Below are 26675 nucleotides of genomic sequence, written 5' to 3' on the forward strand. Positions count from 1 at the left end.
TTTCGTGAACATGTCCGTCCCTATCCTGCCTGTATCGCAGGTTAGGGACGGGCATGTTTGCGCGACGCGGGGTCAGATTGCTAGCTGTGATCATCGGAGTGATCGCCCTACCCAGCGTGGCCGCGTTGGTATGGTATCACCACACCCGGGATCCAACCTTGCGACCGCTTGGCATCACCAAAGCGGCATTAAGCGAACATGAAGTAACCAGGTCTTCCGAAGTGGTCGCCCATCTGTTCTGGAACGCCACGGGTGAAACTGGCCTCAGCAAGGACTTCGCACAGTCACTGGTGCAAGCCTTCGACATCAAACAGGTCGATCTGCGTGTCATCGTGACCGACAGCAATGGGGCGGACACCACGGTTCTGTTTACTGTTGGCGCTTCGCGGATCGGTCCTTTTCCGAAAGACAGGGCCGTCAAAGGGGTGAATGCAGCGATTGCAGCCTTTCACATGCTGACCAACAACGAGCTGGAAGCACCGGGCAACTAGTCCTTGGACAGCTTCCCCACCGCCCAACGCGCAGCATCTGCCACGACCGGATCGGCGCTGTCCATATGCGCCCGCGCCGGGACAACCAACGACGGATCACCCGAGTTGCCGATCGCATAAAGCACATTTCGCAAAAACCGCGACAACCCAATCCGCTTGATCGGACTGCCGGAAAAATGCGCCCGGAACGCGGCATCATCGAACCGCACAAGGTCCGCCAGTTTTGGCGCGATCAGATCGTCGCGCGCGGCGTATCGCATCTCGGACGCCTCGACGGCGAACTTGTTCCACGGACAGGCGGCAAGGCAATCGTCACATCCATAGATGCGGTTGCCCAGTTGCGACCGCAGCGGCTCGTCCACCGGACCTTTATGCTCGATCGTCAGATAAGAGATGCAACGCCGTGCATCCAGTTGGAAGGGGGCCGGAAAAGCGTCGGTCGGGCAGGCTTCAAGGCAAGCGGTGCACGACCCGCAATTCTCGCGCCCCCGCGCATCGACGGGCAAATCGAGCGTGGTAAAGATCGCGCCCAGAAAGAACCAGTTGCCCAGTTCGCGCGACAGAAGGTTGGTGTGCTTGCCCTGCCACCCCAGACCCGCCGCCTCGGCCAAGGGTTTTTCCATAACCGGGGCGGTATCGACGAACACTTTGATCTCGCCCCCAAACTGTTCGATCATCCAGCGCCCCACCCGCTTCAGACGCTTCTTGACGATATCGTGATAATCACGGTTCTGGGCATAAACGCTGATCGCGGCGCGGTCGGGCATTCCGATCACCTCCATCGGATCATGCGACGGGGTGTAGGGTTCGGCCAGCATGATGACGGTGCGTGCCTCGGGCCACAACGCGGCAGGGTTACCCCGCCAGTTCATACGCTCGCCCATCCAGCCCATGTCGCCGTGCCGACCCTCATTGACATAGGTTTCCAGCCGCTCGGCAATCTGGGGCACGCTCTCAGGCCGACAGAACCCGGCCTGCGCGAAACCTTCTTCAAGGGCTTTGTCAGTGATCTTCTGCCGTGTCTCGGCGGTCAAAAATCCAGGTCCGCGTAGTGGGGCGGCTGTGGGAAACCGGGAATCTGGTCTGCGAGGATCGACCGGAAGGCCGGGCGCGATTTGATCTTGGCATACCATTCGCGCACGTTCTCGTTCCGGTTCCAATCAACATCGCTGATATAGTCCAGTGACGACAAATGCGCCGCCGCCGCAAAGTCGGCCAGCGTCATCGTGTTCCCTGCCAGCCAGCGGCGCTGCTCCAACAACCAACCCATGTAATCTAGGTGAAACTTGATCGCCTTGGCGCCCGCCTTGATGTTGCGGCTTTCAGGATAACCTGCGCCCATCACCTTCTTGTTGACCCGCTCGTACAGAAGGTTCGACGTCACTTCGTTGTGGAACTTGTCGTCAAACCAACTGACCAGACGGCGCACCTCGTATCGGCCGTCAGGATCGGCGGGCAGAAGCGCGGGGTCGGGAAAACGCTCTTCGATATACTCACAGATCGGGCCGCTTTCCGTCAAAAGCTGTCCATCCATTTTCAGGATCGGCACCTTCCCAGCGGGATTGCGGCGCAGAAAGTCCGAACTGCGTTCCCAATACTTCTCCTCGACCAGCTCGACCTCGATCTTCTTTTCGGCAAGCGACAGGCGCACCTTGCGGCAGAACGGAGAGAGGGGGACGTGGAAAAGTCGGTTCATGGTGTGTATCAGTGATCTTTCTTTTGTCCGTATTGCCGCGTTTGCGTCACGGGATCAATCCTCGAAACAGGAAGCACGTCCATCCGCGCGGATCGTAGCCGCCCCGTCTACAATAGATTGCGCCCGTTTGCGCACAAATGCCGAAGGACGCGAGGCGGATCGTTCCTTGGGATTGGGCAGAAGGGCTGCCAGACGCGCGGCCTGCACGGCGGTCAGCTTGTCTGGCCCGACGCCGAAATAATGATGTGCGGCAGCTTCGACGCCAAAGACACCTTCATCGAACTCGGCCACATTAAGATAAACCTCGATGATCCGGCGCTTGGTCCAGACCAGTTCGACAAAGGGTGTGATCGCTGCCTCAAGTGCTTTGCGCGGCCATGATCGCCCGTGCCACAAATAGACATTCTTAACGACCTGCTGTGTCAGCGTCGATGCCCCGCGCGACCCGCCATCATCAATCGCGGCCCGGATGGCACGCATATCGAACCCCCAGTGACGGCAGAAATTCGCATCCTCGGCCGCTACCACCGACCGGGCCATGACCGGGGCAATTTCGTCCAGATCGACCCATTGCCGATCTGCCCAGCCCAGGCGCATTTTCTCGCTTATGATGTGTGGTGTCGTCGGTGGGTTGATGAAGGCATAGCCCACGATGCCCAGCGCGAAAAAGCAAAGGACAGCCAGAACAACACGCCTTAACCAAAGCCTGATCCACTCGATTGGATGAAGCTTTATGCGCTTTTTCTTTGGCGCCTTCTTTTTGCCTGCCGGCTTCTTTTTTGCTGCTCGTGCCACGTATCTTTCAGACCATGATGCGCCCATCCGGTCAAGGTAAGTGATTGGTTGAGGCGACACATGAAAACGCCCACCAAAAGGCGGGCGTTTTGAAGAATTGAGGCTTATTGGGCCGGAATTGCGTCTGCTTCCATGCTCAGGGGCGCCGGCAGCTTGTCCAACATCTCGATCGGGCAGACCTGAATGAAGTTGCCGATTTCAAGATCCCAGTGGCGTAGGATTTCCGTCGCCAACTGGCTGCGGGTTTCTTCCGCGTGACGTTCCACCAGCGTTTTCAGTTGCGCTTCCCAGTGGTCGACCGTGACCGGGTTGGTCACAAGGCTTTCCATGTTCATGTATTTCTGCGCAACGCCGTCCGGGTCGTAAAGATAGGCCATACCACCCGTCATACCCGCGCCGAAGTTGGACCCGATGGACCCAAGAATAACCGCAACCCCGCCGGTCATGTATTCGCACCCGTTCGAGCCACAGCCTTCGATCACCACCTGTGCGCCAGAGTTGCGCACCGCAAACCGTTCACCAGCGCGCCCGGCGGCGAACAGATAACCATCCGTTGCACCGTAAAGCACCGTATTGCCGATGATCGTGTTGTCCTTGGCCACCAGCGGGCTGGACAGCGGCGGACGCACGACAACGGTGCCGCCCGACAAGCCCTTGCCAACATAGTCGTTGGCATCGCCCGACACTTCGACCTTCAGGCCCGGTGCCGCAAAAGCGCCCAGCGACTGCCCGGCGGACCCTTGCAGCTTCACCGTCAGGTGGTCAGGTTGCAGGCTGTTGCGCATCCCGAACCGCTTCACGATGTGGCTGGAAATTCGCGTGCCGACCGTCCGGTGCGTGTTCTGCACGGTATAGGACAGCTGCATCTTCTCACCATCCTCAAGGAAGCGATGGGCGTCGCGCACGATCTCGGCGTCCAGTGTATCTGGCACCGCGTTGCGATCGCGATTGCGGTCATAGACAATCTTGTCCGCGCCATCGACGACCAGCAGAAGCGGGTTCAGATCAAGATCATCCAGGTGGGCCGAACCACGGCTCACCTGACTCAACAGGTCCGCGCGCCCGATCACCTCGTCCAGCGACCGTGCCCCGATCGAGGCAAGGATTTCACGCACTTCCTGCGCATAGAAGGTGATCAGGTTGACAACCTTGTCCGCGTTCCCGGTGAACTTCTTGCGCAGGTCGTCGTCCTGCGTGCAGACACCAACGGGGCAGGTGTTCGACTGGCACTGCCGCACCATGATACAGCCCATCGCGATCAGGGCAGCGGTGCCGATGCCGTATTCCTCGGCCCCCATCATCGCGGCCATGACGATGTCACGCCCCGTGCGCAGCCCACCATCGGTGCGCAATGTCACCCTGTCGCGCAGGTTGTTCATGGCAAGCACCTGATGCGCTTCGGTCAGACCCATTTCCCACGGCAGACCCGCAAACTTGATCGACGTCGAAGGTGACGCGCCCGTGCCGCCATTATGACCCGAAATCAGGATGACATCAGCCTTGGCCTTGGCCACACCGGCGGCAATCGTGCCCACGCCGGACGCCGCCACCAGTTTCACCGTCACCTTGCAGCGCGGGTTGATCTGTTTGAGGTCATAGATCAGCTGCGCCAAATCCTCGATCGAATAGATATCGTGGTGCGGCGGCGGCGAAATCAGCGTCACCCCTTTGGTCGAATGGCGCAGTTTGGCGATCAGGTCCGTGACCTTCATCCCCGGAAGCTGGCCACCCTCACCGGGCTTGGCGCCCTGCGCGACCTTGATCTCAAGCTCTTCGCAGTTCAGCAAATATTCGGCGGTCACACCAAACCGACCAGAAGCAACCTGTTTGATTTTGGCCGAGGCATTGTCGCCGTTGGGTTCGGGTGTGAAATCATCCGGGCTTTCGCCGCCCTCGCCGCTGTCTGATTTGGCGCCGATACGGTTCATCGCAATCGACAGGGTCCGGTGCGCTTCGGGGCTGAGCGCCCCCAGCGACATACCCGGCGTCACGAACCGTTTGCGGATCGCGTTGATGCTTTCGACTTCTTCAATCGGCACTTCCTTGCCCAAGGGTTTGATGTCCAGCAGATCGCGCAAATGGATCGGCGGGTTGGCCCGCATCCGTGCAGAATACTGCTTCCACATCTCGAACGAGGCACGATCACAAGCCGACTGCAACAAGTGCATCGTTTGCGCTTCCCAGGCATGTGTTTCGCCCGACCGACGCGCCTTGTAGAACCCGCCCACAGGCAGAACCTGATTGCCACCGCCAAATCCTGCGGCGTGCACCTCTTCCAGTTTTTTCTGGATGCCGTTCACACCGATGCCGGAAATGCGCGAGGTCATGCCGGGGAAGAATTCGGCCACCATCGCGCGGCTCAGGCCCACAGCCTCAAAATTCAATCCACCACGATAGGACGAGATCACCGAGATACCCATCTTCGCCATGATTTTCAGCAAGCCCTGATCAATAGCTTCGCGATATCGATGCACGGCTTCCGTCAGCGAGCAATCCAGCAACCCGCGATTTATGCGATCAGCGAGCGAATCCTCGGCCAGATAAGCGTTTACCGTGGTTGCCCCACAACCCACCAATACGGCGAAGTAATGCGGGTCCAGACATTCCGCCGACCGCACATTGATCGAACAGAAGGTGCGCAGACCTTTCTTCACCAGCCAGCTATGAATGGCCGATGTCGCCAGGATCATTGGCATGGCAATACGATCCCCGCCCTGCGCCTGATCGGTCAGAACAAGATGCCCCGCACCCGACCGCACGGCGTCTTCGGCCTTGGCACGAATATCATCCAGCGCGATACGCAGTGCGCCTTCTCCTCCGTCTACGGGGAAGGTGCAATCAATCTCGGCCATCTGGGCGTTGAACGACTCGGTCAGTTTGTTGAATTGCTCGTTTGCGATGAACGGGCTTTCCAGAACGATGATTTCTGTCTGTGTGCCACTTTCATCCAGAACATTCTTCAGGTTGCCGAAGCGGGTCTTCAACGACATCACACGGAATTCGCGCAGACTGTCGATGGGTGGGTTCGTCACCTGGCTGAAGTTCTGGCGGAAGAAATGGCTGAGCGGTCGGTATTTCGTCGACAGCACCGCAGACGGTGTGTCGTCGCCCATGGATGCCAGGGCTTCCTTCCCATCTTCGGCCATCGGCGCAAGGATTTGCTCCAACTCCTCTAACGTGTAACCTGCGGCCAACTGGCGCCGGCGCAGTTCCTCGCCCGAGTAGATCGGCTTTTCTTCGACCCCGGTAAACACTTCGTCCAGGTCGTTGATTTTACCGACCCATTCACCGAATGGCTGGGACGCGGACAGACGATCCTTGATTTCGGTGTCATGGTACAGCTTGCCCTCGACCGTATCGACGGCCAGAAGCTGCCCCGGTCCCAAAGCACCTTTTTCCACGATACCGGCCTCGTCGATCGGCACCATTCCAGCTTCGGACCCCGCGATCACCAGCCCTTCACCTGTCACGACATACCGCATCGGGCGCAAGCCGTTCCGGTCAAGCCCGGCGCAAACCCAGCGCCCATCGGTCATGGCAAGGGCGGCAGGGCCGTCCCACGGTTCCATTACCGAGTTGCAGTAGGAATACATGTCCTTCCACGCCTCGGGCAGTTCGACCGCCTGCTTCGACCAGCTTTCGGGCACCAACATGGTTTTTGCCATGGGGGCGGACCGACCGGCGCGCACCAGAACCTCGAACACAGCGTCCAAAGCGGCCGAGTCAGACGACCCGCTGGGCACGATCGGTTTGATGTCTTCGGCCAGGTCGCCAAAAGCGGACGACGCCATGCGAATTTCATGGCTTTTCATCCAGTTCAGGTTGCCCTTCAGCGTGTTGATCTCGCCGTTATGGGCCAGCATGCGGAAGGGCTGAGCCAGCCACCACTGCGGGAACGTGTTGGTCGAGTAACGCTGGTGATAAATCGCGAAGGTCGAAATGAACCGCTCGTCCATCAGGTCGGGATAGAAAACGGCAACCTGTTCGGCCAGCATCATGCCTTTGTAGATGATCGAGCGGCAGGACAGGGATGCGATATACAGCCCATTGATCTGCGACGCCGCGGCGGCTTTCTCGATCCGACGGCGGATCACGTAAAGCTCGCGCTCGAACGTGACTTCATCGACGCCTTTCGAGTTCGAGATCATGATCTGTTCGATCTCGGGCCGCGTGGCATTGGCCTTTTCACCAAGGCAGGTGATGTCCACGGGAACGTGACGCCAGCCATAGATGTGATAGCCCATGCGCAGAATCTCGGATTCCACGATGGTCCGGCAGGCTTCCTGCGCCCCAAAATCCGTGCGTGGCAGGAACACCTGACCAACCGCTATCAGCTGGTCTTCATGCGGTTCGTGCCCGGTGCGGCGGATCTGATCATAGAAGAACGGAACCGGGATCTGAATGTGGATACCTGCCCCATCGCCGGTCTTGCCATCGGCATCCACGGCACCACGGTGCCAAATGGCTTTCAAGGCAGCGATCCCTGCTTCGACCACATCACGCGACGCTTTACCTTCGACCGAGACAACCAAACCCACACCGCACGAGCTGTGCTCGTCTTCTTCGCGATACAGGCTGTGTTCGGCCATGAATTTGCGCTTGGCTTCCTCGCGGCGGACCCAATCGGCATCATATTTCGTCATCTCGGTTCTCCTCTCGGACGGGCGGGGGTGCTGTGACCCGGCTGGCCCGGAAAATTCGTTATTCGGCAGCAAGCGCTTGGGCAGCGTTCAGCGAGGCAAGGATATTGGCCCCGGCTTCGCGCCCGTCGCGAATGGCCCAGACCACAAGCGAGGCACCGCGCACGATGTCGCCAACAGCCCAGACGCCTTCAAGTTCGGTCTGATGCGTCTCGAACGCGGCCTTAACGGTCCCCCAGCGGGTGACGGAAAGGGCTTGCTCGCCCCACAGGGTCGGCAGGTCTTCGGGTTCAAAGCCCAGCGCCTTGATCACCAGATCAGCCTCTTCCGTATATTCCGATCCTTCAATCACCTCGGGGCTGCGACGGCCCGTGGCGTCGGGCGCACCAAGGCGCATTTTCTGCACGACCACGCCCGTGACCGGATCACCCGTGAACCCTTTTGGTGCAGACAACCAGACAAATTCCACGCCCTCTTCTTCGGCGTTCTGTGTCTCGCGTTGTGAGCCCGGCATGTTGGCGCGGTCGCGACGGTACAGGCATTTCACCGATTTGGCGCCCTGACGGATCGCCGTGCGCACGCAGTCCATCGCCGTATCGCCACCGCCAATCACCACGACATTCTTACCCTCGGCGTTCAACTCTCCGCTGTCGAAGGCAGGCACCGCATCACCGAATCCCAGCTTGTTTGAACAGGTCAGGTATTCCAGAGCGGGCACAATGCCTTTGGCACCTGCCCCCGGACCAGACAGATCGCGGCCTTTGTAAACGCCGGTCGCCAGCAATACGGCGTCATGAATGGCGCGAATATCCTGAAAGCTGATGTCCTTTCCGACATTGCAGTTCAAAACAAACTCAACCCCGGCATCTTCCAGAAGCTTCACGCGGCGCAAGACGACATCTTTCTCAAGTTTGAAGCCGGGAATGCCGTATGTCATCAAGCCGCCCGCCCGGTCGTGCCGGTCATAGACGGTGACGTTCACGCCAGCGCGCACCAGAACATCCGCCGCGGCCAGACCACCCGGACCGGCCCCGATGATCGCGACGCTTTCGTCGCGCTTTGCGGTGGGTTTGATCGGCTCAACCCAATCATTATCCCATGCTGTGTCGGTAATATATTTCTCAACCGCGCCGATGGTGACGGTGCCGTGGCCCGATTGTTCGATAACGCAATTGCCTTCGCACAGGCGATCCTGAGGACAGATTCGGCCACAGATTTCCGGGAAGGTGTTGGTTGCCTGACTCAGCTCATAGGCTTCTTTCAGACGGCCCGTCGCCGTCATGCGCAGCCAATCAGGGATATTGTTGTGCAAGGGGCAATGCGTCTGGCAGTAGGGCACACCGCATTGGCTGCACCGGCTGGCTTGCTCGGCAGCTTTCTGCGCCGCAAACTCGGCATAGATTTCGTGGAAGTCTTCCTTGCGGTCGTCAGCCGCCCGCTTTTCGGGCATATCCCGCGCGACATCCACAAATTTCAACATAGGCTGCTTGGCCATCCTGGCTCTCCGTCAATTTGGCTCGGTCCTGCGCTTGTAATGAAGGCGCTCGCACATTAAAAGACAGTATTACTGACCTATATGCCTTTCTCAGGAAGTTTTTTACGCAATCCCGCTAAAGAATGTCAAATTATAAGTCAGTATCATTTACCTTTTATCCCCCTTTCCTTTCCAGACGGCTTGTTTAGCTTGCGCCACAACGCATTTCAGAAGGCCCGCGCATGACCCTTGCCCATTTGTTTCTTGTTGCCGTGATACAGGGAATCACTGAATTTCTGCCGGTTTCCTCGTCAGGGCACCTTGCCTTGATCCCGCACCTCACCAACCTTCCGGATCAGGGGCAAACCATTGATGTCGCCGTGCATGTGGGCACTTTGGGAGCGGTGGTTCTGTTCTTCTGGCAGGACGTACGGATGGGGCTTGCAGGCGTGCCGCGCATGTTGACCGGGCGGATTGACACGCCCGGCGCGAAACTCGCCTTCCTGCTGGCCATCGCGACGATCCCCGCCATCGCAATCGGCCTGGTTCTGAAACTGACCGGGCTGAACGACGCCATGCGGTCTGTGAAAGTCATCGCCTGGACGATGATCCTGTTCGGGCTGGTGCTGTATTGGGTCGATCAGAAAGGCCCTGCGGAAAAGAAAGCCGACGACTGGACGCTTCGGGATGCGATCGTCATGGGTCTTTGGCAGGCGCTGGCCCTGATCCCCGGCACTTCGCGATCCGGCGCGACCATCTCGGGCGCCCGCGCATTGGGATACGCGCGCCATGACGCGGCAAAACTGTCGATGCTGATGTCAATCCCGACGATCTTTGCCTCGGGCGTCCTGCTGGGGTCCGAGGTCGTGGCGACCGCCAACATGCAGGTCGCCAAGGATGGAGCCATCGCAGCGGTGCTGGCCTTCGTATCGGCGCTTCTGGCGCTCAGCCTGATGATGCGCTTGCTGCAATCCGTCAGTTTCACACCCTATGTGATCTATCGGATTGTGCTTGGGGCCGTACTTCTGTTCATTGCCTATCAATAAAAAAGGCGCGGACCATGCCGCGCCTTTCCGATCTCATACCGCCAGATATCACCCGTTGGCACGCAGGTTCTTGGCCGAATTCTGGATCGCCGCATACTGACCATTGTGGCGGAACCGCCAAAGGTAACCCGGCAGGATCGCCTCCATCGCCGTGGGGGTAATGCCCAGTTCGGCAAAACCCTTGGCATCGTCAGCCACCACATTGTCGTGGGCCAGCGACCGCACCTGATCGCGGGTCAGCGGAGCCTTGATCAGACCGCCCGAAATCCACTGGATAAAGTCGAACACAGCCGCTTGCAGCTTCGCTATCCCGAATGGAAGATTGATAACGGCGCGGCGGCGCTGAACCTCTTCCAGCATCTCGTCGATCAGTTCGCGCAAGGTCGCTACATCCGGGCCACCCAGCTCGTAAATCCCCGGCTCAACCTGCCCCAGAACAGCCTTTTCGGCGGCGGCGGCCACGTCGTCGACAAACACCGGCTGGAACTTCGTATCCCCACCCGTGATCGGCAGGATCGGGCCAAAGCGTGTCATACCGGCGAACCGATTGAAGAACTCGTCCTCGGACCCAAAAATGACCGACGGGCGAAGGATCACAGCGCCCGGGAATGCCGCTTGCACACCTTCTTCACCCTGCGCCTTCGTTTGCGCATATTCGCTGTCACTGTTCACGTCAGCGCCGATGGCCGACAATTGCACCAGTTGGGCCACGCCCTGCTCTGACGCAATCCGCGCCACACGCTCGGCACCCTCGTGATGCACCGCGTCAAAGCTGTTCTTGCCGATCGAGTTCAGGACACCCACGCAGTTGACCACCGCATCCGCACCCATCATCGCATCCCGCACAGAAGCGTCATCGCGGATGTTGCAGAGAATCGGCTCAACCTGTCCGACCGCGCCATAGGGCTTGACGAACAGGGCTTCGTTTGGCCGACGCACCGCAACGCGCACGCGCCACCCCTGCTTGGCCATGCGGCGCGCGATATAGCGCCCGACAAAGCCCGAACCGCCATAGATGGTGACAAGCTTGGACATGGTAGCTCTCCTTGAAAACCTTGACGATTGCATAGCTTTCCAAGCCGCCCAGAGCAAGGCGCAAACCGAATTCGCAAAAACCCCGTGAATCCGGTTGACACTATCGGCGACGCACTTTACATCGCGGCTTCACCAACCGTGCCCAGATGGCGGAATTGGTAGACGCGCTAGCTTCAGGTGCTAGTGTCCGTATGGACGTGGAGGTTCGAGTCCTCTTCTGGGCACCATTTCCCCAAGATCATTCAGTTGGAACCCAGTGCATTGAATGCGGTTGGCTATTTCGTCGCCCAAACTGTGTAGCGGTCCACCAGTTCATGCTCGCAGATCTTGAAAAGAACCCAGCATGACAGGGAAAGCAGCCCCCAGACCAACAATTCAAGCAATTGCCAAAGCACACCATGCCGAACCGCCTCACGCCCAAAATTGCTGAGAAATTCAAAGCTGGCCATCGACTGTGAGAACAGGTTTATCGACACGAAGGCAAAGACCGTCGCCGTGCAGCCTGCAAGCAAGAAGACAAGGAATGAGGGCCAGCGGTTGATTTTCAGGATCGTCATCATGAGGTCTCCGGTTCGGAAATGGAAATGTCACAAAGGCTTTGGGCCCAATTGAAACACAGTCGGCCTGGTATTGCATCACATCTCAATGATAGCTTCCGACCGGCTCGTTCATTTCCGGATCGCTGCCCTTTCTGCCCCTGACACGACGATTTGCTGCCACCGACCCTCTGTGTCTTGACGATGTCTGTTGCCTTCTTTCTTCCGCACGTCGCTGATACAAAAAACCGCGCGCAGTTGCGGGGCTTGCAAAATTCGTGAAGCATTTCCCTGACAAGGTCGCGCGCGACCAAGGTGCACGCGGAAAGGTGGAAGCTATGTCCAAAGATCTCTTCAAACTGTTCGAAGCGATGAGCAAAACGAACGGTTCTGCCTTTGCAGACTGGGCCAACACAATGCTCAAATACCAGAATGACATGGCAAAACTGTGGATGGGCGCCGCCCTGCATGGGGAAGCCGCCGCCGCAGAAACACGCGACCGTCGATTTGGAGGTGAGGCATGGAACGAAGGGATTTTTCCGCTTCTGCGACATTCATACGAGCTGACATCCAAGGCGATGGTGGATATGGCCGATAAGGCCGGACTGCCCGATCAGGAACAAGAGAAGCTCAGCTTCTATGCCCGGATTGCGGCTGACAATATGGCGCCGTCCAACTTCCTTCTGACCAATCCCGAAGCCCAGCAGCTTGCAAAAGAAACCGGTGGGCAGAGCCTGTTTGATGGATATCGGAATCTGCTGTCCGACCTTGAGAAGGGCTATATCTCGACCACGGATGAAGAAGCATTCGAGGTGGGTAAGAACCTTGCGACAACACCCGGTGCGGTGATTTACCGCAACGAGCTGATCGAACTGGTCCAATACGAGCCGATGACCGCCAAGACCCGCAAGGCCCCGATCCTGATCGTGCCGCCCTGCGTCAACAAGTTCTATATCTTCGACCTGAGTGAGAAGAAGTCGATGATCCGCTATCTGCTGGAACAAGGGCAGAGCGTCTATACCATCGCCTGGCGCAATCCGGGCCCCGAGATGGGGGATCACAGTTGGGATGACTATATCGCGGACGGGATATTCGAAGCGATAAAGGTCACATCATCTGTCAGCAAATCCAAGTCCATCGACATTCTGGGCTGGTGCAATGGCGGCACGATGCTGACCGCCGCCCTGGCCGTCATGCCGAAGAATCTGAAATCCAAGCTGGGCACAGCGACCTTCCTGTCGTCGTTGATCGACTTTTCCGATCCCGGTCAGATCAGGGTCTTCATCGACGAACCGCAGGTCAAAGCCTATGACCAACGCCTGAAGGCGGAAAAACTCGCCCCCGGACGAGATATCGCCAATGCGATGGCAATGCTTCATGTCAACGAGTCGATTTGGAACTTCGTGGTGTCTAACTATCTGATGGGGAAATCCCCTGCGCCGTTTGACGTGCTGTATTGGAACGCCGACACCTCGAACCTGCCCGCGAAATGGTACAGCTATTTCGTCGAGGAAATGTATATGGCGAACAAGCTGAAAGACCCGGGCGCGCTGACCCTGTGCGGCACGCCCGTTGATACGCGCAACATCGACCTGCCATGCTATTTCCTTGCCGCAGATGGCGACCATATCGTGCCGTGGAAGACCTCGTACACCGCGACCAAACTGGTTTCGGGTCCGACCGAGTTCGTGTTGACCACCGGTGGCCATGTCTCTGGCACGGTGATCAACCACCCTGCCAAAAGCCGGCGCCAGTTCTGGACAGGCGGGAAGACAACGGGCGATGCTGAAAACTGGCAGGACACGGCAAAGCAGACGGACGGCAGCTGGTGGCCGCATTGGCTGGACTGGCTGGATGCACAGAACCCGGCGGAACGCGGTGCGAAGCCCAAAGCGCTTGGCAACAAGACCTATGCCCCGATGGACCCGGCCCCCGGCACATATGTGCTTGAGGATGTGTGACGCATGAAAGATCTGAACGCCCCCAGCGCGCATCCTGACATCACATTCAACACCGTCACGGTCGGCGATACCTCTGTCCGTTATTTGCAGCGCGACGGTGTGGCGGGTTCACCGCCCCTGTTGATTTTCAACGGGCTGGGCCAGTCGTTAGAAGTTCTGTTGCCGCTGATCGACGAGTTGAAAGACCGCTCCATCGTCGCCTTCGACATGCCCGGCATCGGGCGCACCCCGATGATCGAGGATATCACCACAATTCCCGATTATGCCAAGTTTACCTTGCGCCTTCTGGACGAACTGAAAATCGAAACTTTCGATGTGCTTGGTATTTCCTGGGGTGGTGCGGTTGCCCAGCAATTGGCGCGAGACGCATCCAGCCGCGTGAACAAGCTGGTGCTGGCGATCACATCAGCGGGTGGTATCGGCAGTTGGTGGGGCACCCCCATTGCCCTGTCTGAAATCATGTTTCCGATGCGCTATATCAGCAAAACCTACGGGAACTTTATCGGTCCTTTGATGTATGGGGGCGAGGCGATCTTTGCCCCCGCCGATTTCCGCGAATACTCAAAACACGCCATCGCGCCCAGCCCGGAAGGGTATTTCACGCAGGTGCGCGCCATGTGCAGCTGGACCAGCCTGCCATGGCTGCGCCAGCTGTCGCAAAAAACCCTGATCATCGCGGGGCAATATGATGGGCTGATCCCGATCACCAACCAAATCCTGCTGGCCAACATGATGCAGAATGCCCGGCTTGAGGTTTATCCCGCCGGGCATTTGCTGATGTATTCCCAGCGCAAGGATGTGGGCGTGACCATCGGCGCATTTCTGGGCGGCTGAAACGAATACCTCCCCGCCTTATTGAAAGGCGGAGAGGTTGTTTGCGCGGTCTTCCGGTTGGCTTAGAAGAAGCCCAGCTTGTTGGGGTTGTAGCTCATCAAGATGTTCTTGGTCTGCTGATAATGACCCAGCATCATCTTGTGGTTCTCGCGTCCGATGCCCGATTGCTTATAGCCGCCGAAGGCCGCATGTGCCGGATAGGCGTGATAGTTGTTCACCCAGACACGACCGGCTTCGATCGCACGGCCAAAGCGATAGCAACGGTTGGCGTCGCGCGACCAGACGCCAGCCCCAAGGCCGTACATCGTGTCATTGGCGATCGCCAGGGCTTCCTCTTCATCTTTGAACGTGGTCACGGAAACGACCGGGCCAAAGATTTCCTCTTGGAAGACGCGCATCTTGTTGTGGCCTTTCAGGATCGTCGGTTGGATATAGTTACCGCCTGCAAGTTCACCGTTAAAACGGGCCGCATCGCCACCGGTCAGCACTTCTGCACCTTCTTCGCGACCGATGGTCAGATAGGACAGGATCTTTTCTTGCTGTTCGGTCGAGGCTTGCGCACCAACCATGGTTTCCGGGTTGCGCGGATCGCCGTGCTTGATCGCTTCGACGCGCTTGATGCAGCGGGCGATGAACTCGTCATAGATGTCTTCCTGGATCAGCGCACGCGACGGGCAGGTGCAGACCTCACCCTGGTTGAAGGCAAACAGCACGAAGCCTTCGACCGCCTTGTCAAGGAAAGCGTCGTCTTCGGCCATGATGTCCGAGAAGAAGATGTTGGGGGACTTTCCGCCCAGCTCCAGCGTCACGGGGATCAGGTTGACCGTTGCGGCCTCCATGATCTTGCGACCGGTTGCGGTCGAGCCGGTGAAGGCGATCTTGGCAATACGGTTGCTGCGGGCCAGTGCGTCGCCGACCTCGGCACCGAAACCATTGACGATGTTCAGAACACCGGCTGGCAGGAATTCATTCATGATCTCGGCAAGGATCATGATCGCTGCCGGGGTTTGTTCGGCGGGTTTCAGCACGATACAGTTGCCAGCCGCCAAAGCCGGGGCCAGCTTCCACGCCGCCATCAGGATCGAGAAATTCCACGGAATGATCTGGCCAACAACACCCAGCGGTTCGTGGAAGTGATAGGCGATTGTGTCCGAGTCAATCTCGGACATATTGCCTTCCTGACTGCGCAGGACGCCAGCGAAATAGCGGAAATGGTCCACCGCCAGCGGAATATCTGCGGCCATTGTTTCGCGGATCGGCTTGCCGTTGTCCCATGTTTCCGCTTGGGCGAGACGCTCCAGATTGGCCTCGATTGCATCGGCCATTTTCAGGATCAGGTTCGACCGCTCGGCCGCCGAGGTTGCGCCCCATGCGTCTTTGGCGGCATGTGCGGCATCCAGAGCCAGTTCAATATCAGCAGCGTCAGAGCGTGCACATTCGCAAATCTTTTCGCCCGTGATCGGGGTCACATTGTCGAAATACTGCCCGTTTACCGGCGGCGTGAACTTCCCGTTGATGAAATTGTCATAGCGGTCAGCGAAAGGCGACACATAGGTGCCTGCCTCGGTATGAGTCATGTCGTTCATGATTGTCCTCCTTGATTCCCGAAACCTCCATCGGGCTACGTCATAATTTGACGCGTCAGAGGGCATGTGTCTGTGCGACTTTAGGCTAATACGTCGCCGAACGTGTTAAGCGGAGGGCGTCTTCAATCGTGCCAGATACTCGCGCAGCAATTTCGGTTGCAGCGGCTTGTAAAACAGCTTCACGTCTTCCTCGGCGGTTTTTGTCACAAGGTGATCCGACCGATTGGCGGTGATCAAGGCGGCAGGTATTTGACCATGAGCGGCGCGCAAAGCACGGATCGCGTGCATACCGGTATATCCGTTGTCCAAATGATAATCTGCCAGAATGACATCCGGGACCACGCCGATTTCCTGTATGATTACATCCGCTTGCTCTAGATTCTCAGCTTCGATCGGGCTTGCGCCCCAACTGTCCAGCAGGGTCATCATGCCAAGCCGGACCGCAGCCTCGTTTTCGATGACAAGGGGGATCATGTCCGTCAAGGCCACCCGGTCGATGCCCGGCTCGACCGGCGGGGCAACATCTGCCGCGCCTTGCGGTTTGTGGAAGGGAACACGAACGGTAAAGCGGGTGCCCACACCCTCGACGCTTTGCAGTGTCAGATCATGCCCCAGCAAATCGCAGGCCCGGCGCACGATGGCAAGACCAAGACCCATGCCCGGTGCGGTCTCGGCCGGGCGCTTGATCCGGTGAAATTCGTGAAACACCCGGTCATGCTGGTCGTCGGGTATGCCCTGCCCGGTATCAATCACCTCGATCAATGCGTCCGTTCCCCGACGGCGCACCCCAACCAGAACCTTGCCCCTGTCCGTGTATGACACCGCGTTTGCCGCCAGATTCTGGATGATCCGGCGCAAGAAGGCCGGGTCACTTTCGACATCAAGACCACAGTCAACCACATGAAACTGTACCCCCTTGGCGCGGGCCAGCGCCTGAAACTCTTCACGCAACGGCACAAGCAACCGGCTGAGCGGAAAGACCGAGATATTTGCCTGCGTGCCCGCGTCCAGTTTGGAGATGTCCAGAAGCGCGCCCAGAATGGTTTCGACACTGTCAAAAGCACTTTTCACACGGCCTGCGATCTGTGACTGCTCTGGGTTCAAATCGGCTTCCTCAAGCGACGAAATGAACAGCTTGGCTGCATTCAAGGGTTGCAACAGATCGTGGCTCGCGGCCGCAAGAAACCGCGATTTTGACGTGTTCGCGCGCTCGGCGGCATCGCGGGCCTTTTGCATCTCGGTCGTGCGTTCCTGGACGCGCAGTTCCAGCGTCTCGTTCATTTCATGCAAGGCAGCGGTCGTGGCGCGTTCGTCCGTCACATCGGTAAAGCTGATCACGAACCCGTTGTCGGGGGTCATATCGCTGAACACATCCAGAATCGTGCCATCCGCGCGGTGCAGTTCGACTTTCAATGGATCGCGGGTCCGGCGGTTCTGTACCCATTGCACCAGCGTCTGTGGCGCTTTGGGCATTGCAAACCCCTGGGTGTCTGCAAAGTAAGACACGAACCGTTCAAAGCTGGTTCCAGCCCGCATCAACTCCATCGGTGGGCTCATCAGATCCTGAAAGCGGGCGTTCCACCCGGCAAGCCGATCTTCCTCATCGAAGATGCACACACCCTGATTGATATGGTCCAAAGTCGCCCGCACGATCTTGGCCTGATCGTCCAGAAGTTTGTCACGCTCCTGCCGCGCCTGCCGAACCATGTCAGTCACTTCGGTCTGAAGAATGGCCGTGCCATCATTGGGTGTGCGCTGCTGGCTGATCTGAACCCAGCGATCGCCCTTTATCTCGACAACAAAATCCGCGTGCTTCTGGGTCAGCTTCGTCGCCCTGTCGCGACGCCAGACCCAAGGGGTGACATCCTTTGCAAGCACCAAAGCCGAGCTGTTCGACACTTTCTCGAAATAACTATCCAGCGTCAGCCCCGGCGCGATATCTGACACAACGTCGGGAAACATGCGGGCGAACCGCTGGTTCGACAGGATCAAGCGGCCAGCGGCATCGAACAGCGCAAACCCTTCCCTGACGGCCTCAAGCGCGCCCGCCAAATCGGCACGCGCGTTTTCGGCTTCAACCTTCGCATCCGCCAGATGCGCCTTGGACTGGTTCAGCTGGGCAAGCGCGACTTCCAGATCCTGCGTGCGCGCCTTGACCTGCTCTTCAAATTCAACCGCCGCCTGGAAATAGGCATAGCTGTCAAAACTCTCGTCACCCCCAGCTTCGACACGGCGCATCAGAACATCAACGATACGCTGAAGTTTTTCCAACTTGCGCTCGGCCCCATCGTCGGGCCGCAGAAGCGGGACGGGGGACAGGCCGCTAGTCATCCGGTTGATCCGCAGAATAAATCGCCACGCCAGTGAAAGTCTGGTTCACGTGCAGCATGTTGATCTGTTCGCCATAGGTGTGAAATCCGATGACATTGTTGTCAGACAGGATCGACGAAATCTTACCCTTTGCCTGAATCTGGTCGATCTCAAGCCGCCGCAGGATACATTCGCAGGCGATGATGGCATCCGGCTTGCCATTCTCAGAAAGCTTCGCCATCTCGCGCTCCAGATGCGCCACGATGTCATCGGCCACCGCAACGGTCAGCACCAGCCCTTCGTCGATGGCGCTGAAAAACCGCAGCTCGCCGGTCGCTTCGACCTTCTGGATCGACCGAACGTGATAACGCCCACCGACCTGCACCATCACAGGGCTGGCGGCAAAGACGAACGGCGACAACTGCCCGGGATCCTTGCCCACCATGCGCGCATATTCTGCCGCAGCGGGTTCGGCATTGATTTCGCGCACCAACCGTGCTTCCGGGTCGGCACCGGTGACAACCATCCGCGTGTCCGTTGGCAGGAAATGGTCGAAATGGAAGACTTTGATGCGGCAGCGCGTGCGAAACACCGTCAGGATCGAGGCCCGCTGGTGGAATTTCCCACCATGGAAAATCGCGGTTTCGGTGAAGTTCAGGCCATCCCCGGCTGACCCGCCAAACAGTTGTACGGTGCCCAGCGCCGGGTTGATCAAAGACACAATCCTGTCTTCGTTGCGCGCCAACCCGTCATTCAACAGAAATGCAAACTCGCTGGTCCAATCCGGGGCCTGCCGCGCCACATCATTCAACTGATCCAGTACACGCAGCGGCACCGCACTTTGGGCGTCCTTTTCTGTATGATCGAAAAACTGGACCGAGGCGCAGAAATGCGCGGCGGGAAACCCGACTGCGACGATCTGATGTTCTGAAATACCGTCCGGCGTGATCTCTCCGGCGGTGGTGCACCCAATGACTTTCACCCCTTCGAAAACACTGTTCAGCGCATCAGCAGTATCCTGGTTCAGAAATTCGGGCGACAAAAACACAGCGACAAGGGCGAAGGTGGCATCGCCCAATTGCGTGCGCAGATCCTGCACGGCGGCAAGGCTGTCGGTTTTATCGGAAGACGCCTTTTGCACCAAACGGCCAAAGTCGGGCAACGCAGATTGTGTTTGACGCGGTGCTATCACGGCCACCCGCCTCCGTTGTGGTCTTTCAATCAGACCACCTTATCCGAATTCGCGATCGTGTCGAACTTGGCTTTCTGCGCGACCAGAACCGCCTGAGTCCGACTGTGCACACCCAGCTTGCGCAGGATGGCGGTCATGTGCGCCTTGACCGTGGTTTCAGCAATCGACAGGTCATAGGCGATCTGTTTGTTCAGCTTGCCTTCGCAAATCAGGCGCAGAATGCAGGCTTGTTGCGGGGTCAGGGATGCAAGACGGGCCGGCGCGTCATCTGTGTCCGACCCGTCATTATCGACAGGAGCGATGTAGTCGGCAGGTGTGTAGATGCCACCATCGCGGATCTGTCGAAATGCCTCGGTAATCATTGCCTTGTCAGAATCCTTGGGAATAAAGCCCGAAGCACCGGCGCTTAGAACACTTGTGACGATCGCGCTGTCCGACAGGGACGAGACGACAATGACCGGTGTATCCGGAATGGCTGATTTCAGGCGCACCAGCCCGTCCAGACCATCGACATCCGGCAAGTTCAGGTCCAACAACACGATATCCGGGGCGTCCCGCCCTTTGAGAAGGCTCAGAGCCTCGGTCAGATTGTTGGCCATAATCACTTCTGGCACCGACAACGCGCCGCGTAAGGTCATCGACAGCGCCTCGCAAAACAGGGGGTGATCATCGACAACCAGAACCTCCTTCAACGCAGGACGGTGAATTGGTTGAATAGACGCCATGGAACCGGCTCCTTCTTAGGGTGCTTCATTCAATGCTAACACAGTTCTTTTTTTCCCGCCTTGCGACCAAAGAAGTAGGGACCGCCCAGCCTCACTATGCACCGCCTCGGTCGGGGCTTGAACGAAAAACACGCGCTCGGAGACCGAACGCGTGCCTGATTGTCATAGTTTTTAGTGCTCAGTTGGCGGCAGCCAACTGACGTGGCAGCTTGAAAGTCCAGAGCATTCCGCCTTGGTTCAGGAAGCTGACCTCTTTCGCCACTTCGCCACCCCAGAGCGGCACAGCACCACCCCAGCCGGAAATAACCGAGACATATTGCTCGCCATCCTGCTCCCAGGTCACAGGCTGACCGACGATGCCGGATCCGGTCTGGAACGACCACAGCTCTTCGCCCGTTTCATCATCGAACGCGATGAATTTGCCTTCCGGTGTGCCAGTGAACACCAGCCCACCCGCCGTGGTCATCACACCACCCCAAAGCGGTGCCGGGTTCTTGAACTCCCACTTGATCTCACCGCTCAGCGGATCAATTGCTTTCAGCGACCCGATATGATCCTCGAACAGCGGCTTGATGGTGAAGCCCGCGCCCAAATAGGCCGCGCCCTGTTTGTAGGAAATCGGCTCGTTCCAGATATCCATGCCCCATTCGTTTGACGGCACATAGAACAGCCCGGTCTTCTGGCTGAACGCCATCGGCATCCAGTTCTTACCGCCAAGGAAGGACGGAACGGCAAAGATTGTCTCGCCTTTGTTGCCTTCGGTCGCGGCCGTCGGATCACCGGGGCGATTATCCTCGTTGTAGATCGGACGCCCGGTCTCATCGATACCCGAAGCCCACGTAATGTCTTTGACGAAGGGGTTGGCCGTCACGAACGACCCATCCTCGCGGTTCAGGACATAGAAGAACCCGTTCCTGTCGGCAGTGGCGAAATAGTCCTTCCCATCCTGACCGGTGAAGGCGACGACCTCGTTCACACCGTCAAAATCCCAGCCTTCACGTGGGGTTGTCTGAAAATGCCACTTGATCTCGCCGGTTGCGGGGTCAATACCAAGGCGGCTGGCGGCATAGAGGTTATCGCCCTTGTTGCCTTCCACCGGGGTGCCTGCGTTGCGCAAATGGCTGTTCCATGGGGCCGGGTTGCCTGCGCCAAACACAAGCGTGTCGGTGTCCGCATCATAGGATCCGCCCAACCAGGTTGCCCCGCCACCGGTTTTCCACATATCGCCGGGCCATGTGGCATTCAGTTCGCCGGTCATGGTGCTTTCTTCACCATTCAACGTGCCCATGTGACCTTCAATCACCGGACGGGTCCAGACCAGGTCACCGGTTTCGGCATCGCGTGCCTGAACCTCGCCAACCACGCCGAATTCACCGCCGGAATTGCCGGTAATAACCAAACCGTTCACGATCAATGGGGCGGCCGTATAGGAATATCCAGCCTTGTAGTCGGCGATCTTCTTGTTCCACGCCACATCACCCGTTTTCAGGTCCAGCGCCACAATCCGGGCGTCCAGCGTGCCGAAATAGATCTTGTCGCCATAAATGGCACCACCGCGGTTCACAACATCACAGCAGGGCAAAATGCCTTCGGGCAGACGCGCGTCGTACTGCCAAAGCTCTTGCCCTGTCAAAAGATCAATCGCGTAGAGCCGCGAATATGACCCGGTGATGTACATCACCCCGTCATAGATCAGCGGCTGCGTTTCCTGACCGCGCTGCTTCTCGCCACCCAGCGAAAAGGCCCAGGCGGGCACCAGGTTATTGACGTTGTCCTTGTTCAGGATATCCAGCGGGCTATAGCGTTGAAGGTGCCGCCCCATACCGTTGGTGACGATCTGGTTGGTAATCGTCTGATCATTTCGAAGATCATCCTCGGTCACCTCGGCCTGCGCGATCCCCGCCGCAATCAGGCCAACCGTGACAGTTGTTAAAAACTTGTTCATGTCTTTCCTCCCGGTCCATTCCAAGCCAGCCGGATCCACCTTGCGACCGCACGGCTTTCGGCTTGCGGGTATTATTGGAAGTGATGTGCAGCAGCGAAATTGCACAAAGGTCGTAGAGGTGAGCGGCACCCGTCGACTTTCCGTGCAACCAAGGGTAAGGGAACCGATAGCAGCTGCTCCGGTTCCCCATTGAACTAGTGACTAATCAAGCCCAATATTACAATTATCCGGGCAGCTATTCGGAAATCGCAGTCCCATCGCGCATTGAAATGCTGTCCAAGTAAGCCAGGATGAAATCCTGTACGGTCCGATCTTCAATTCCGACGTGACGCATCTTGGTTCCGGGCATGAACCCGTCATTATCCTCGATCCACGCGCGCAATGCAGCCTGCGTCCAGACAATGCCGGACGCCTCAAGCGCGACCGAGTAATCATAGCCGTCATAGCTGCCTGCGGCTCGATTCAGAATGTTTTCCAACGGCGGGCCATAGCTGTCGTGATCTGCATCCGGGGCGTGACATCGTCGGCACTCGGCCACAAACAGTTTTTCTCCTGCTTCGATCTTGATGTCGTCGAATGCGGACTCCGCCGCCGCTTCGATGGGTGCCCCGCCAGCAAGCGCGACGCCAAATAACAACGAGGTCAGGGTTTGCTTCATATCAATCTCCAATATGCATCACCCGGCAGAGCCGGTTTGTTATTCGCGCTTTCATCCGATGTAGAACAGCAACACAGACGGCTTGCATATCGTGCTTTGGTCGTATTTGTGACCTGCGCGAAGTCGGTATCCTTGTCCCAATTGGGAGGATTCCATGAAAACCATCTTGCAAAGAATGACCGCCGTGCTCTCGGTCGCCCTGACCACCGCGCTGTCCCCCGCTTTTGCCGGACCCGATGTCCTTCGGGCGTCGGTTCTGGAGTTTGGGACCGTGAATTGGGAGCTTGATACAATCAAGTCTAACGGGCTGGACACCGCGAACGGTTTCACGTTGGAGGTGACGGGTGTCGCAGGGGGTGCCGCCGCCAAGGTCGCGTTTGAAGCAGGCGAGACAGATGTCATCGTATCCGACTGGCTGTGGGTTGCCCGGCAACGAGCGGCAGGACGTGACTTTGTGTTCCTGCCCTATTCCAAAGCGGTTGGCGGATTGATGGTGCCAGCAGACAGCACCGCGCAGACCCTGGCCGACCTTAAAGGTGGCAAGATCGGCATCGCGGGTGGTCCGCTGGACAAAAGCTGGTTGATCCTGCGCGCCTATGCGGATCAGCAATACGAGCTGGATCTTGTGGAAGAAACCGAGCAAGTGTTCGGTGCGCCGCCCCTGATTTTCAAAACCGCCACCTCCGGCGACTACGACGGTGCGATCAACTTCTGGCACTTCATGGCCAAGATGGAAGCGGGAGGGATGCGCCAGCTGGTGTCCGTCTCTGAAGCCGCTGAAGCGCTTGGATTAGACCCTAACACGCCCCTACTGGGCTATGTGCTGCGTGGTGACATGGCGCGGGAGAACCCCGATTTGGTCGCTGGTCTGTCTGCTGCATCCCGGGCGGCGAAAGAGCTTTTGATGCAAGACGCGGCGTGGGAACCACTGCGCGAACGGATGCGGGCCAAAACGGATGCACAGTTCAAAGCACTGATCGCCGGATTTCGCGCTGGCATCCCCGACCCCGGCCCGGTCGATGAAGGCGCCGCTGACAAGATTCTGCGCCTGATGGCCAAGCTGGGCGGAACGGACCTGTTGGGTGATGTCGAATCATTACCGGCAGGGGTGTTCCTGACGCCGGGAAGTTGACCATGACCGCGGCGGATCACGCTGTCTTCGGCAGCACAGAGGGGGCAATTACGCCTTCTGGCGCCGACGTCGTGTCTTTGGATCTGACATCTGCCAGCTATGGCAGCACGCAAGTTCTGGGCAAAATTAAACTGCGGCTCAAACCCCATGAAACGGTGGCAATATGCGGGCCATCCGGTATCGGAAAGTCTACTCTTTTGCGTATTCTGGGTGGATTAGAGACTGGTTTTTGCGGTGAGATTAACACGCCCGACCGTCTGGCCTTCGTGTTTCAGGAACCAATCTTGTTGCCGTGGCGGTCGGTGCGGGACAACCTTGTGCTGACCACTCAGATCAGCACCGAAGAAGCTGACGCGGCCCTGGCTGATGTCGGATTGTCGCATTGCGCCGACCGGCAGCCCGATCAGCTGTCACTTGGCCAGCAGCGGCGCGTGGCACTGGCGCGTGCCTTCGCACTGCGCCCACAGCTCCTGTTGTTGGATGAACCCTTCGTATCGCTTGACCCAGACCTAAGCGACGAGATGATGCGGGTGTTCGAACGTCTCCGCGCCCGGTCAAATGTGGCAACTGTGCTGGTGACACACACAACAAACGAGGCACACAGATTGGCCGACCGCATCTTGACCTTGCACGGATCGCCGGCATTGCTTGTGTAGATCGACTAGACCTTCCGCCGGATCATCCCACGCGCAGGGTCATAACCCCAAAGCGCAAGCAACAGAAACACCAGTCCCGCCACAGCGGTCCATACCGCCGCCATCAGATTGAATTGTGCGTAAAGGGCAAAGCGGATCAACTCGACCGCATGAGTAAACGGGTTCACGGCGCAGATATCGTGCAGAACCCGCGAACTTTCGGCCATCTTCCACAGAGGATACAGCGCCGAAGATAGGAAGAACATCGGGAAGATAACGAAATTCATCACACCCGCGAAGTTCTCCAATTGCTTGATCAGAGAGGATAGCGCCAGCCCCAGTGCGCCCAGCATCATCCCGGCAACGATTAAAGCTGGAAACACCAACGCATAACCAAGCATCGGCAGTTGAATGCCGAAAACAGCGGCGATCGCCAGAAAGCAATAGACCTGTAAGATCGAGATCAAAGTACTTGCGATCAATCGACATGTCAGCAGCCACCAGCGTGGCAAAGGCGACGTCATAAGCAACCGCATCGACCCCATTTCGCGGTCATAGACCAAGGATAGAGACGATTGCATGCCGTTGAACAACAGGATCATGCCACATAAACCGGGCACGATATAAACCTCGTAGGTAATATAGGTCTGATAGGGCGGACTGATCGACAGGCCCAGCGCCGCGCGGAACCCGGCGGCGAAAACCAAAAGCCAGATCAGCGGGCGCACAAGGGCCGAGATGAACCGCCCCCGCTGCCGCACAAATCGTAGAGCTTCGCGGAGCACGATGGCCCGCAGGGCGATCAGGGCGGGGGTCATGTTGCTTCCTCACCCGTCATCTGAAGAAACACCTCTTTCAGCGGGCGGCCACAGGTGACATCTGAAACCTGCCCTTCCGCGCGCACCTGCCCACGATCAAGGATCACCAACCGATCCCGCGTCCAAACCTCATCCGTCAGATGGGTGGCCCAGAGAACGGTCAAATCGCTTTCCGCAGCCAGCTCATGCACGTGAGTTACGATCCCGTTACGCGACGCCGCATCCAGCCCAACCGTGGGTTCGTCCAGCAACAACACCGCCGGATCATGCAGCAATGCGCGGGCAATCTCGGCCCGGCGGCGGTGGCCACCATTCAGATCACGGGCCCGTTCCTGCGCCCGTTCAGCCATGCCCAGACGATCCAGCGCCGCATCGGTACGCCGCGCGGCGTCCCGACCCCCAATCCCATGTAACGCGGCGAAATAGTGAAGGTTTCGGCGCACCGTCAGATCAAGATCCAGCGTCTGTTGCTGAAACACGATCCCGATCTGCGCCAGTGCCGCGCGCGGGTTTTTCCCCAGATCAAAGCCAGCAATCTCGATCCGCCCCCGATCAGTGGTGAACAGTCGGCTCATTAGGCCAAACAACGTGGATTTGCCTGCCCCGTTCGGCCCGAGAAGCGCACAGAATTCGCCCGGTTCAACCGAGAAGCAGACGTCTTTCAACGCCTGCTTTTGGCCGTAGTGATGGCTCAGGTTATGAACCCTGAGACCGTTCATTCGATGGTGATATCCAGCCTCTGTGTGTCACCGGAAGACCCCGGAACGGACAGCGCGTAGCGCCCCGGCTTGATGGCTAGGAAACCTATTTCCATGGTGCCAGCTTCATCGAATTCGACACTATCAAGGCCCAATGGGCGGATTTCCAACCCTTCGATCACGATCTCATCAATCCAGATTGCGCGAAAGAAGCCAGCGCCTTCAAGGGCAAGTTCCTGACTGCCATCCGCCTCGATCTCGATCTCGTAATAGGTGCCGGATTTCAACAGCAAAGGCGCATCGGCCAAGGGCATGCCAGACGACAGTTGAATCGGCGGCAGGTCTTCTTTGTTATTCGCGGACAAGACCCCGGCAAGACCGAAACTGTCCTGATCCGCCCACGCCCGTGCTCCGCCGAGGGAGGCGGCGAGGCACGCGGACAGCAAGAAAGTGGAGATACGCATGATG

22 protein-coding genes and 1 tRNA gene are annotated in these 26675 nt (G+C 58.1%); 7 read left to right on the plus strand and 16 right to left on the minus strand.

Features of this window, described 5'->3' with window-relative positions; genetic code table 11:
- Positions 1 to 53: 53 nt before the first annotated feature.
- Positions 54 to 491: a hypothetical protein gene (locus J3R80_RS06045; RefSeq protein WP_275392867.1), complete on the plus strand. Its 438-nt coding sequence runs from the start codon at positions 54 to 56 to the stop codon at positions 489 to 491.
- On the opposite strand, the gene queG is transcribed toward J3R80_RS06045, so the two are convergent.
- From queG to J3R80_RS06070, 5 genes are all read right to left on the minus strand, one after another.
- Positions 488 to 1525, minus strand: coding sequence for a tRNA epoxyqueuosine(34) reductase QueG (gene queG / locus J3R80_RS06050; protein ID WP_275392868.1), 1038 nt, complete (start codon positions 1523 to 1525; stop codon positions 488 to 490). The two genes, J3R80_RS06045 and queG, sit on opposite strands and share 4 nt — an antisense overlap.
- A complete protein-coding gene (locus J3R80_RS06055) occupies positions 1522 to 2187 on the minus strand; it encodes a glutathione S-transferase family protein (RefSeq protein ID WP_275392869.1) in 666 nt (221 codons plus the stop codon). Before J3R80_RS06055 ends, queG begins: the two co-directional genes overlap by 4 nt.
- 54 nt (positions 2188 to 2241) lie before the next feature.
- The gene (gene mtgA, locus J3R80_RS06060) at positions 2242 to 2982 is read right to left on the minus strand and encodes a monofunctional biosynthetic peptidoglycan transglycosylase (RefSeq protein WP_275392870.1); all 741 of its coding nucleotides are present in this window, start codon (positions 2980 to 2982) and stop codon (positions 2242 to 2244) included.
- Between the two features lie 104 nt (positions 2983 to 3086).
- Positions 3087 to 7625: a glutamate synthase large subunit gene (gltB, locus tag J3R80_RS06065; RefSeq protein WP_275392871.1), complete on the minus strand. Its 4539-nt coding sequence runs from the start codon at positions 7623 to 7625 to the stop codon at positions 3087 to 3089.
- Positions 7626 to 7683: 58 nt separating this feature from the next.
- On the minus strand, positions 7684 to 9117 hold the full coding sequence (locus J3R80_RS06070) for an NAD(P)-dependent oxidoreductase (RefSeq protein ID WP_275392872.1): 1434 nt from the start codon (positions 9115 to 9117) through the stop codon (positions 7684 to 7686).
- A 221-nt stretch (positions 9118 to 9338) separates the two neighbouring features.
- Between J3R80_RS06070 and J3R80_RS06075 the strand changes: the two genes are divergently transcribed.
- Positions 9339 to 10142 (plus strand): undecaprenyl-diphosphate phosphatase, encoded by an 804-nt coding sequence (locus J3R80_RS06075; RefSeq protein ID WP_275392873.1) that lies wholly within the window; start codon positions 9339 to 9341, stop codon positions 10140 to 10142.
- Between the two features lie 48 nt (positions 10143 to 10190).
- On the opposite strand, the gene J3R80_RS06080 is transcribed toward J3R80_RS06075, so the two are convergent.
- Positions 10191 to 11177 (minus strand): complex I NDUFA9 subunit family protein, encoded by a 987-nt coding sequence (locus J3R80_RS06080; protein ID WP_275392874.1) that lies wholly within the window; start codon positions 11175 to 11177, stop codon positions 10191 to 10193.
- A gap of 140 nt (positions 11178 to 11317) precedes the next feature.
- On the opposite strand from J3R80_RS06080, the gene J3R80_RS06085 reads away from it, so the two are divergent.
- Positions 11318 to 11404: transfer RNA gene (locus J3R80_RS06085), tRNA-Leu, on the plus strand.
- Between the two features lie 48 nt (positions 11405 to 11452).
- Here J3R80_RS06085 and J3R80_RS06090 read toward each other — a convergent pair.
- Entirely contained in the window at positions 11453 to 11737 is a 285-nt protein-coding gene (locus tag J3R80_RS06090) for a hypothetical protein (protein ID WP_275392875.1), read from the minus strand.
- Between the two features lie 314 nt (positions 11738 to 12051).
- Here J3R80_RS06090 and J3R80_RS06095 point away from each other — a divergent pair, with 314 nt between their 5' ends.
- Together J3R80_RS06095 and J3R80_RS06100 are read left to right on the plus strand one after the other, a co-directional pair.
- Positions 12052 to 13674: an alpha/beta fold hydrolase gene (locus tag J3R80_RS06095; RefSeq protein ID WP_275392876.1), complete on the plus strand. Its 1623-nt coding sequence runs from the start codon at positions 12052 to 12054 to the stop codon at positions 13672 to 13674.
- Between the two features lie 3 nt (positions 13675 to 13677).
- A complete protein-coding gene (locus tag J3R80_RS06100) occupies positions 13678 to 14508 on the plus strand; it encodes an alpha/beta hydrolase (protein WP_275392877.1) in 831 nt (276 codons plus the stop codon).
- A 62-nt stretch (positions 14509 to 14570) separates the two neighbouring features.
- Here J3R80_RS06100 and J3R80_RS06105 read toward each other — a convergent pair whose 3' ends face one another.
- The 6 genes from J3R80_RS06105 to J3R80_RS06130 all read right to left on the minus strand — a co-directional run bounded on the left by J3R80_RS06105 (position 14571) and on the right by J3R80_RS06130 (position 22924).
- Positions 14571 to 16094 (minus strand): aldehyde dehydrogenase family protein, encoded by a 1524-nt coding sequence (locus tag J3R80_RS06105; RefSeq protein ID WP_275392878.1) that lies wholly within the window; start codon positions 16092 to 16094, stop codon positions 14571 to 14573.
- Between the two features lie 105 nt (positions 16095 to 16199).
- Positions 16200 to 18425, minus strand: coding sequence for a PAS-domain containing protein (locus tag J3R80_RS06110; protein ID WP_275392879.1), 2226 nt, complete (start codon positions 18423 to 18425; stop codon positions 16200 to 16202).
- Positions 18418 to 19596 (minus strand): FIST N-terminal domain-containing protein, encoded by a 1179-nt coding sequence (locus tag J3R80_RS06115; protein WP_275392880.1) that lies wholly within the window; start codon positions 19594 to 19596, stop codon positions 18418 to 18420. The genes J3R80_RS06110 and J3R80_RS06115 overlap by 8 nt, the downstream gene beginning before the upstream one ends.
- A gap of 29 nt (positions 19597 to 19625) precedes the next feature.
- Positions 19626 to 20321: a response regulator transcription factor gene (locus J3R80_RS06120; protein ID WP_275392881.1), complete on the minus strand. Its 696-nt coding sequence runs from the start codon at positions 20319 to 20321 to the stop codon at positions 19626 to 19628.
- Positions 20322 to 20499: 178 nt separating this feature from the next.
- Positions 20500 to 22266, minus strand: a complete 1767-nt coding sequence (locus J3R80_RS06125; RefSeq protein WP_275392882.1) for a PQQ-dependent methanol/ethanol family dehydrogenase — start codon at positions 22264 to 22266, stop codon at positions 20500 to 20502.
- 235 nt (positions 22267 to 22501) lie between these two features.
- On the minus strand, positions 22502 to 22924 hold the full coding sequence (locus J3R80_RS06130; protein WP_275392883.1) for a c-type cytochrome: 423 nt from the start codon (positions 22922 to 22924) through the stop codon (positions 22502 to 22504).
- Between the two features lie 154 nt (positions 22925 to 23078).
- Between J3R80_RS06130 and J3R80_RS06135 the strand changes: the two genes are divergently transcribed.
- Together J3R80_RS06135 and J3R80_RS06140 are read left to right on the plus strand one after the other, a co-directional pair.
- Positions 23079 to 24056, plus strand: coding sequence for an ABC transporter substrate-binding protein (locus tag J3R80_RS06135; protein WP_275392884.1), 978 nt, complete (start codon positions 23079 to 23081; stop codon positions 24054 to 24056).
- Positions 24057 to 24058: 2 nt separating this feature from the next.
- Complete coding sequence (locus J3R80_RS06140) at positions 24059 to 24712, plus strand: ATP-binding cassette domain-containing protein (protein ID WP_275392885.1); 654 nt, start codon at positions 24059 to 24061, stop codon at positions 24710 to 24712.
- A gap of 5 nt (positions 24713 to 24717) precedes the next feature.
- Here the strand turns inward: J3R80_RS06140 and J3R80_RS06145 are convergent, their stop codons facing one another.
- From J3R80_RS06145 to J3R80_RS06155, 3 genes are read right to left on the minus strand one after another with little or no spacing between them, the layout of a single operon-like run.
- Positions 24718 to 25509, minus strand: coding sequence for an ABC transporter permease (locus J3R80_RS06145; protein ID WP_275392886.1), 792 nt, complete (start codon positions 25507 to 25509; stop codon positions 24718 to 24720).
- A complete protein-coding gene (locus tag J3R80_RS06150; RefSeq protein WP_275392887.1) occupies positions 25506 to 26228 on the minus strand; it encodes an ABC transporter ATP-binding protein in 723 nt (240 codons plus the stop codon). The genes J3R80_RS06145 and J3R80_RS06150 overlap by 4 nt, the downstream gene beginning before the upstream one ends.
- Positions 26225 to 26671, minus strand: coding sequence for a hypothetical protein (locus J3R80_RS06155; RefSeq protein WP_275392888.1), 447 nt, complete (start codon positions 26669 to 26671; stop codon positions 26225 to 26227). The genes J3R80_RS06150 and J3R80_RS06155 overlap by 4 nt, the downstream gene beginning before the upstream one ends.
- Positions 26672 to 26675 lie beyond the last annotated feature (4 nt).

Origin of the sequence: Aliiroseovarius sp. Z3 (assembly GCF_029105185.1) — a bacterium.
In the GTDB taxonomy this organism is placed as follows: Bacteria; Pseudomonadota; Alphaproteobacteria; order Rhodobacterales; family Rhodobacteraceae; genus Aliiroseovarius.

What these genes read in the sequence shown, in the direction of transcription:
- J3R80_RS06110 (WP_275392879.1), bottom strand. Translation starts at nt 18,425, where the DNA reads ATGACTAGCGGCCTGTCCCCCGTCCCGCTTCTGCGGCCCGACGATGGG.
- J3R80_RS06150 (WP_275392887.1), bottom strand. Translation starts at nt 26,228, where the DNA reads ATGAACGGTCTCAGGGTTCATAACCTGAGCCATCACTACGGCCAAAAG.
- J3R80_RS06090 (WP_275392875.1), bottom strand. Translation starts at nt 11,737, where the DNA reads ATGATGACGATCCTGAAAATCAACCGCTGGCCCTCATTCCTTGTCTTC.
- J3R80_RS06075 (WP_275392873.1), top strand. Translation starts at nt 9,339, where the DNA reads ATGACCCTTGCCCATTTGTTTCTTGTTGCCGTGATACAGGGAATCACT.
- J3R80_RS06120 (WP_275392881.1), bottom strand. Translation starts at nt 20,321, where the DNA reads ATGGCGTCTATTCAACCAATTCACCGTCCTGCGTTGAAGGAGGTTCTG.
- J3R80_RS06130 (WP_275392883.1), bottom strand. Translation starts at nt 22,924, where the DNA reads ATGAAGCAAACCCTGACCTCGTTGTTATTTGGCGTCGCGCTTGCTGGC.
- J3R80_RS06105 (WP_275392878.1), bottom strand. Translation starts at nt 16,094, where the DNA reads ATGAACGACATGACTCATACCGAGGCAGGCACCTATGTGTCGCCTTTC.
- J3R80_RS06095 (WP_275392876.1), top strand. Translation starts at nt 12,052, where the DNA reads ATGTCCAAAGATCTCTTCAAACTGTTCGAAGCGATGAGCAAAACGAAC.
- J3R80_RS06045 (WP_275392867.1), top strand. Translation starts at nt 54, where the DNA reads ATGTTTGCGCGACGCGGGGTCAGATTGCTAGCTGTGATCATCGGAGTG.
- J3R80_RS06140 (WP_275392885.1), top strand. Translation starts at nt 24,059, where the DNA reads ATGACCGCGGCGGATCACGCTGTCTTCGGCAGCACAGAGGGGGCAATT.
- J3R80_RS06080 (WP_275392874.1), bottom strand. Translation starts at nt 11,177, where the DNA reads ATGTCCAAGCTTGTCACCATCTATGGCGGTTCGGGCTTTGTCGGGCGC.
- J3R80_RS06155 (WP_275392888.1), bottom strand. Translation starts at nt 26,671, where the DNA reads ATGCGTATCTCCACTTTCTTGCTGTCCGCGTGCCTCGCCGCCTCCCTC.
- J3R80_RS06100 (WP_275392877.1), top strand. Translation starts at nt 13,678, where the DNA reads ATGAAAGATCTGAACGCCCCCAGCGCGCATCCTGACATCACATTCAAC.
- gltB (WP_275392871.1), bottom strand. Translation starts at nt 7,625, where the DNA reads ATGACGAAATATGATGCCGATTGGGTCCGCCGCGAGGAAGCCAAGCGC.
- J3R80_RS06145 (WP_275392886.1), bottom strand. Translation starts at nt 25,509, where the DNA reads ATGACCCCCGCCCTGATCGCCCTGCGGGCCATCGTGCTCCGCGAAGCT.
- J3R80_RS06125 (WP_275392882.1), bottom strand. Translation starts at nt 22,266, where the DNA reads ATGAACAAGTTTTTAACAACTGTCACGGTTGGCCTGATTGCGGCGGGG.
- J3R80_RS06055 (WP_275392869.1), bottom strand. Translation starts at nt 2,187, where the DNA reads ATGAACCGACTTTTCCACGTCCCCCTCTCTCCGTTCTGCCGCAAGGTG.
- J3R80_RS06135 (WP_275392884.1), top strand. Translation starts at nt 23,079, where the DNA reads ATGAAAACCATCTTGCAAAGAATGACCGCCGTGCTCTCGGTCGCCCTG.
- J3R80_RS06070 (WP_275392872.1), bottom strand. Translation starts at nt 9,117, where the DNA reads ATGGCCAAGCAGCCTATGTTGAAATTTGTGGATGTCGCGCGGGATATG.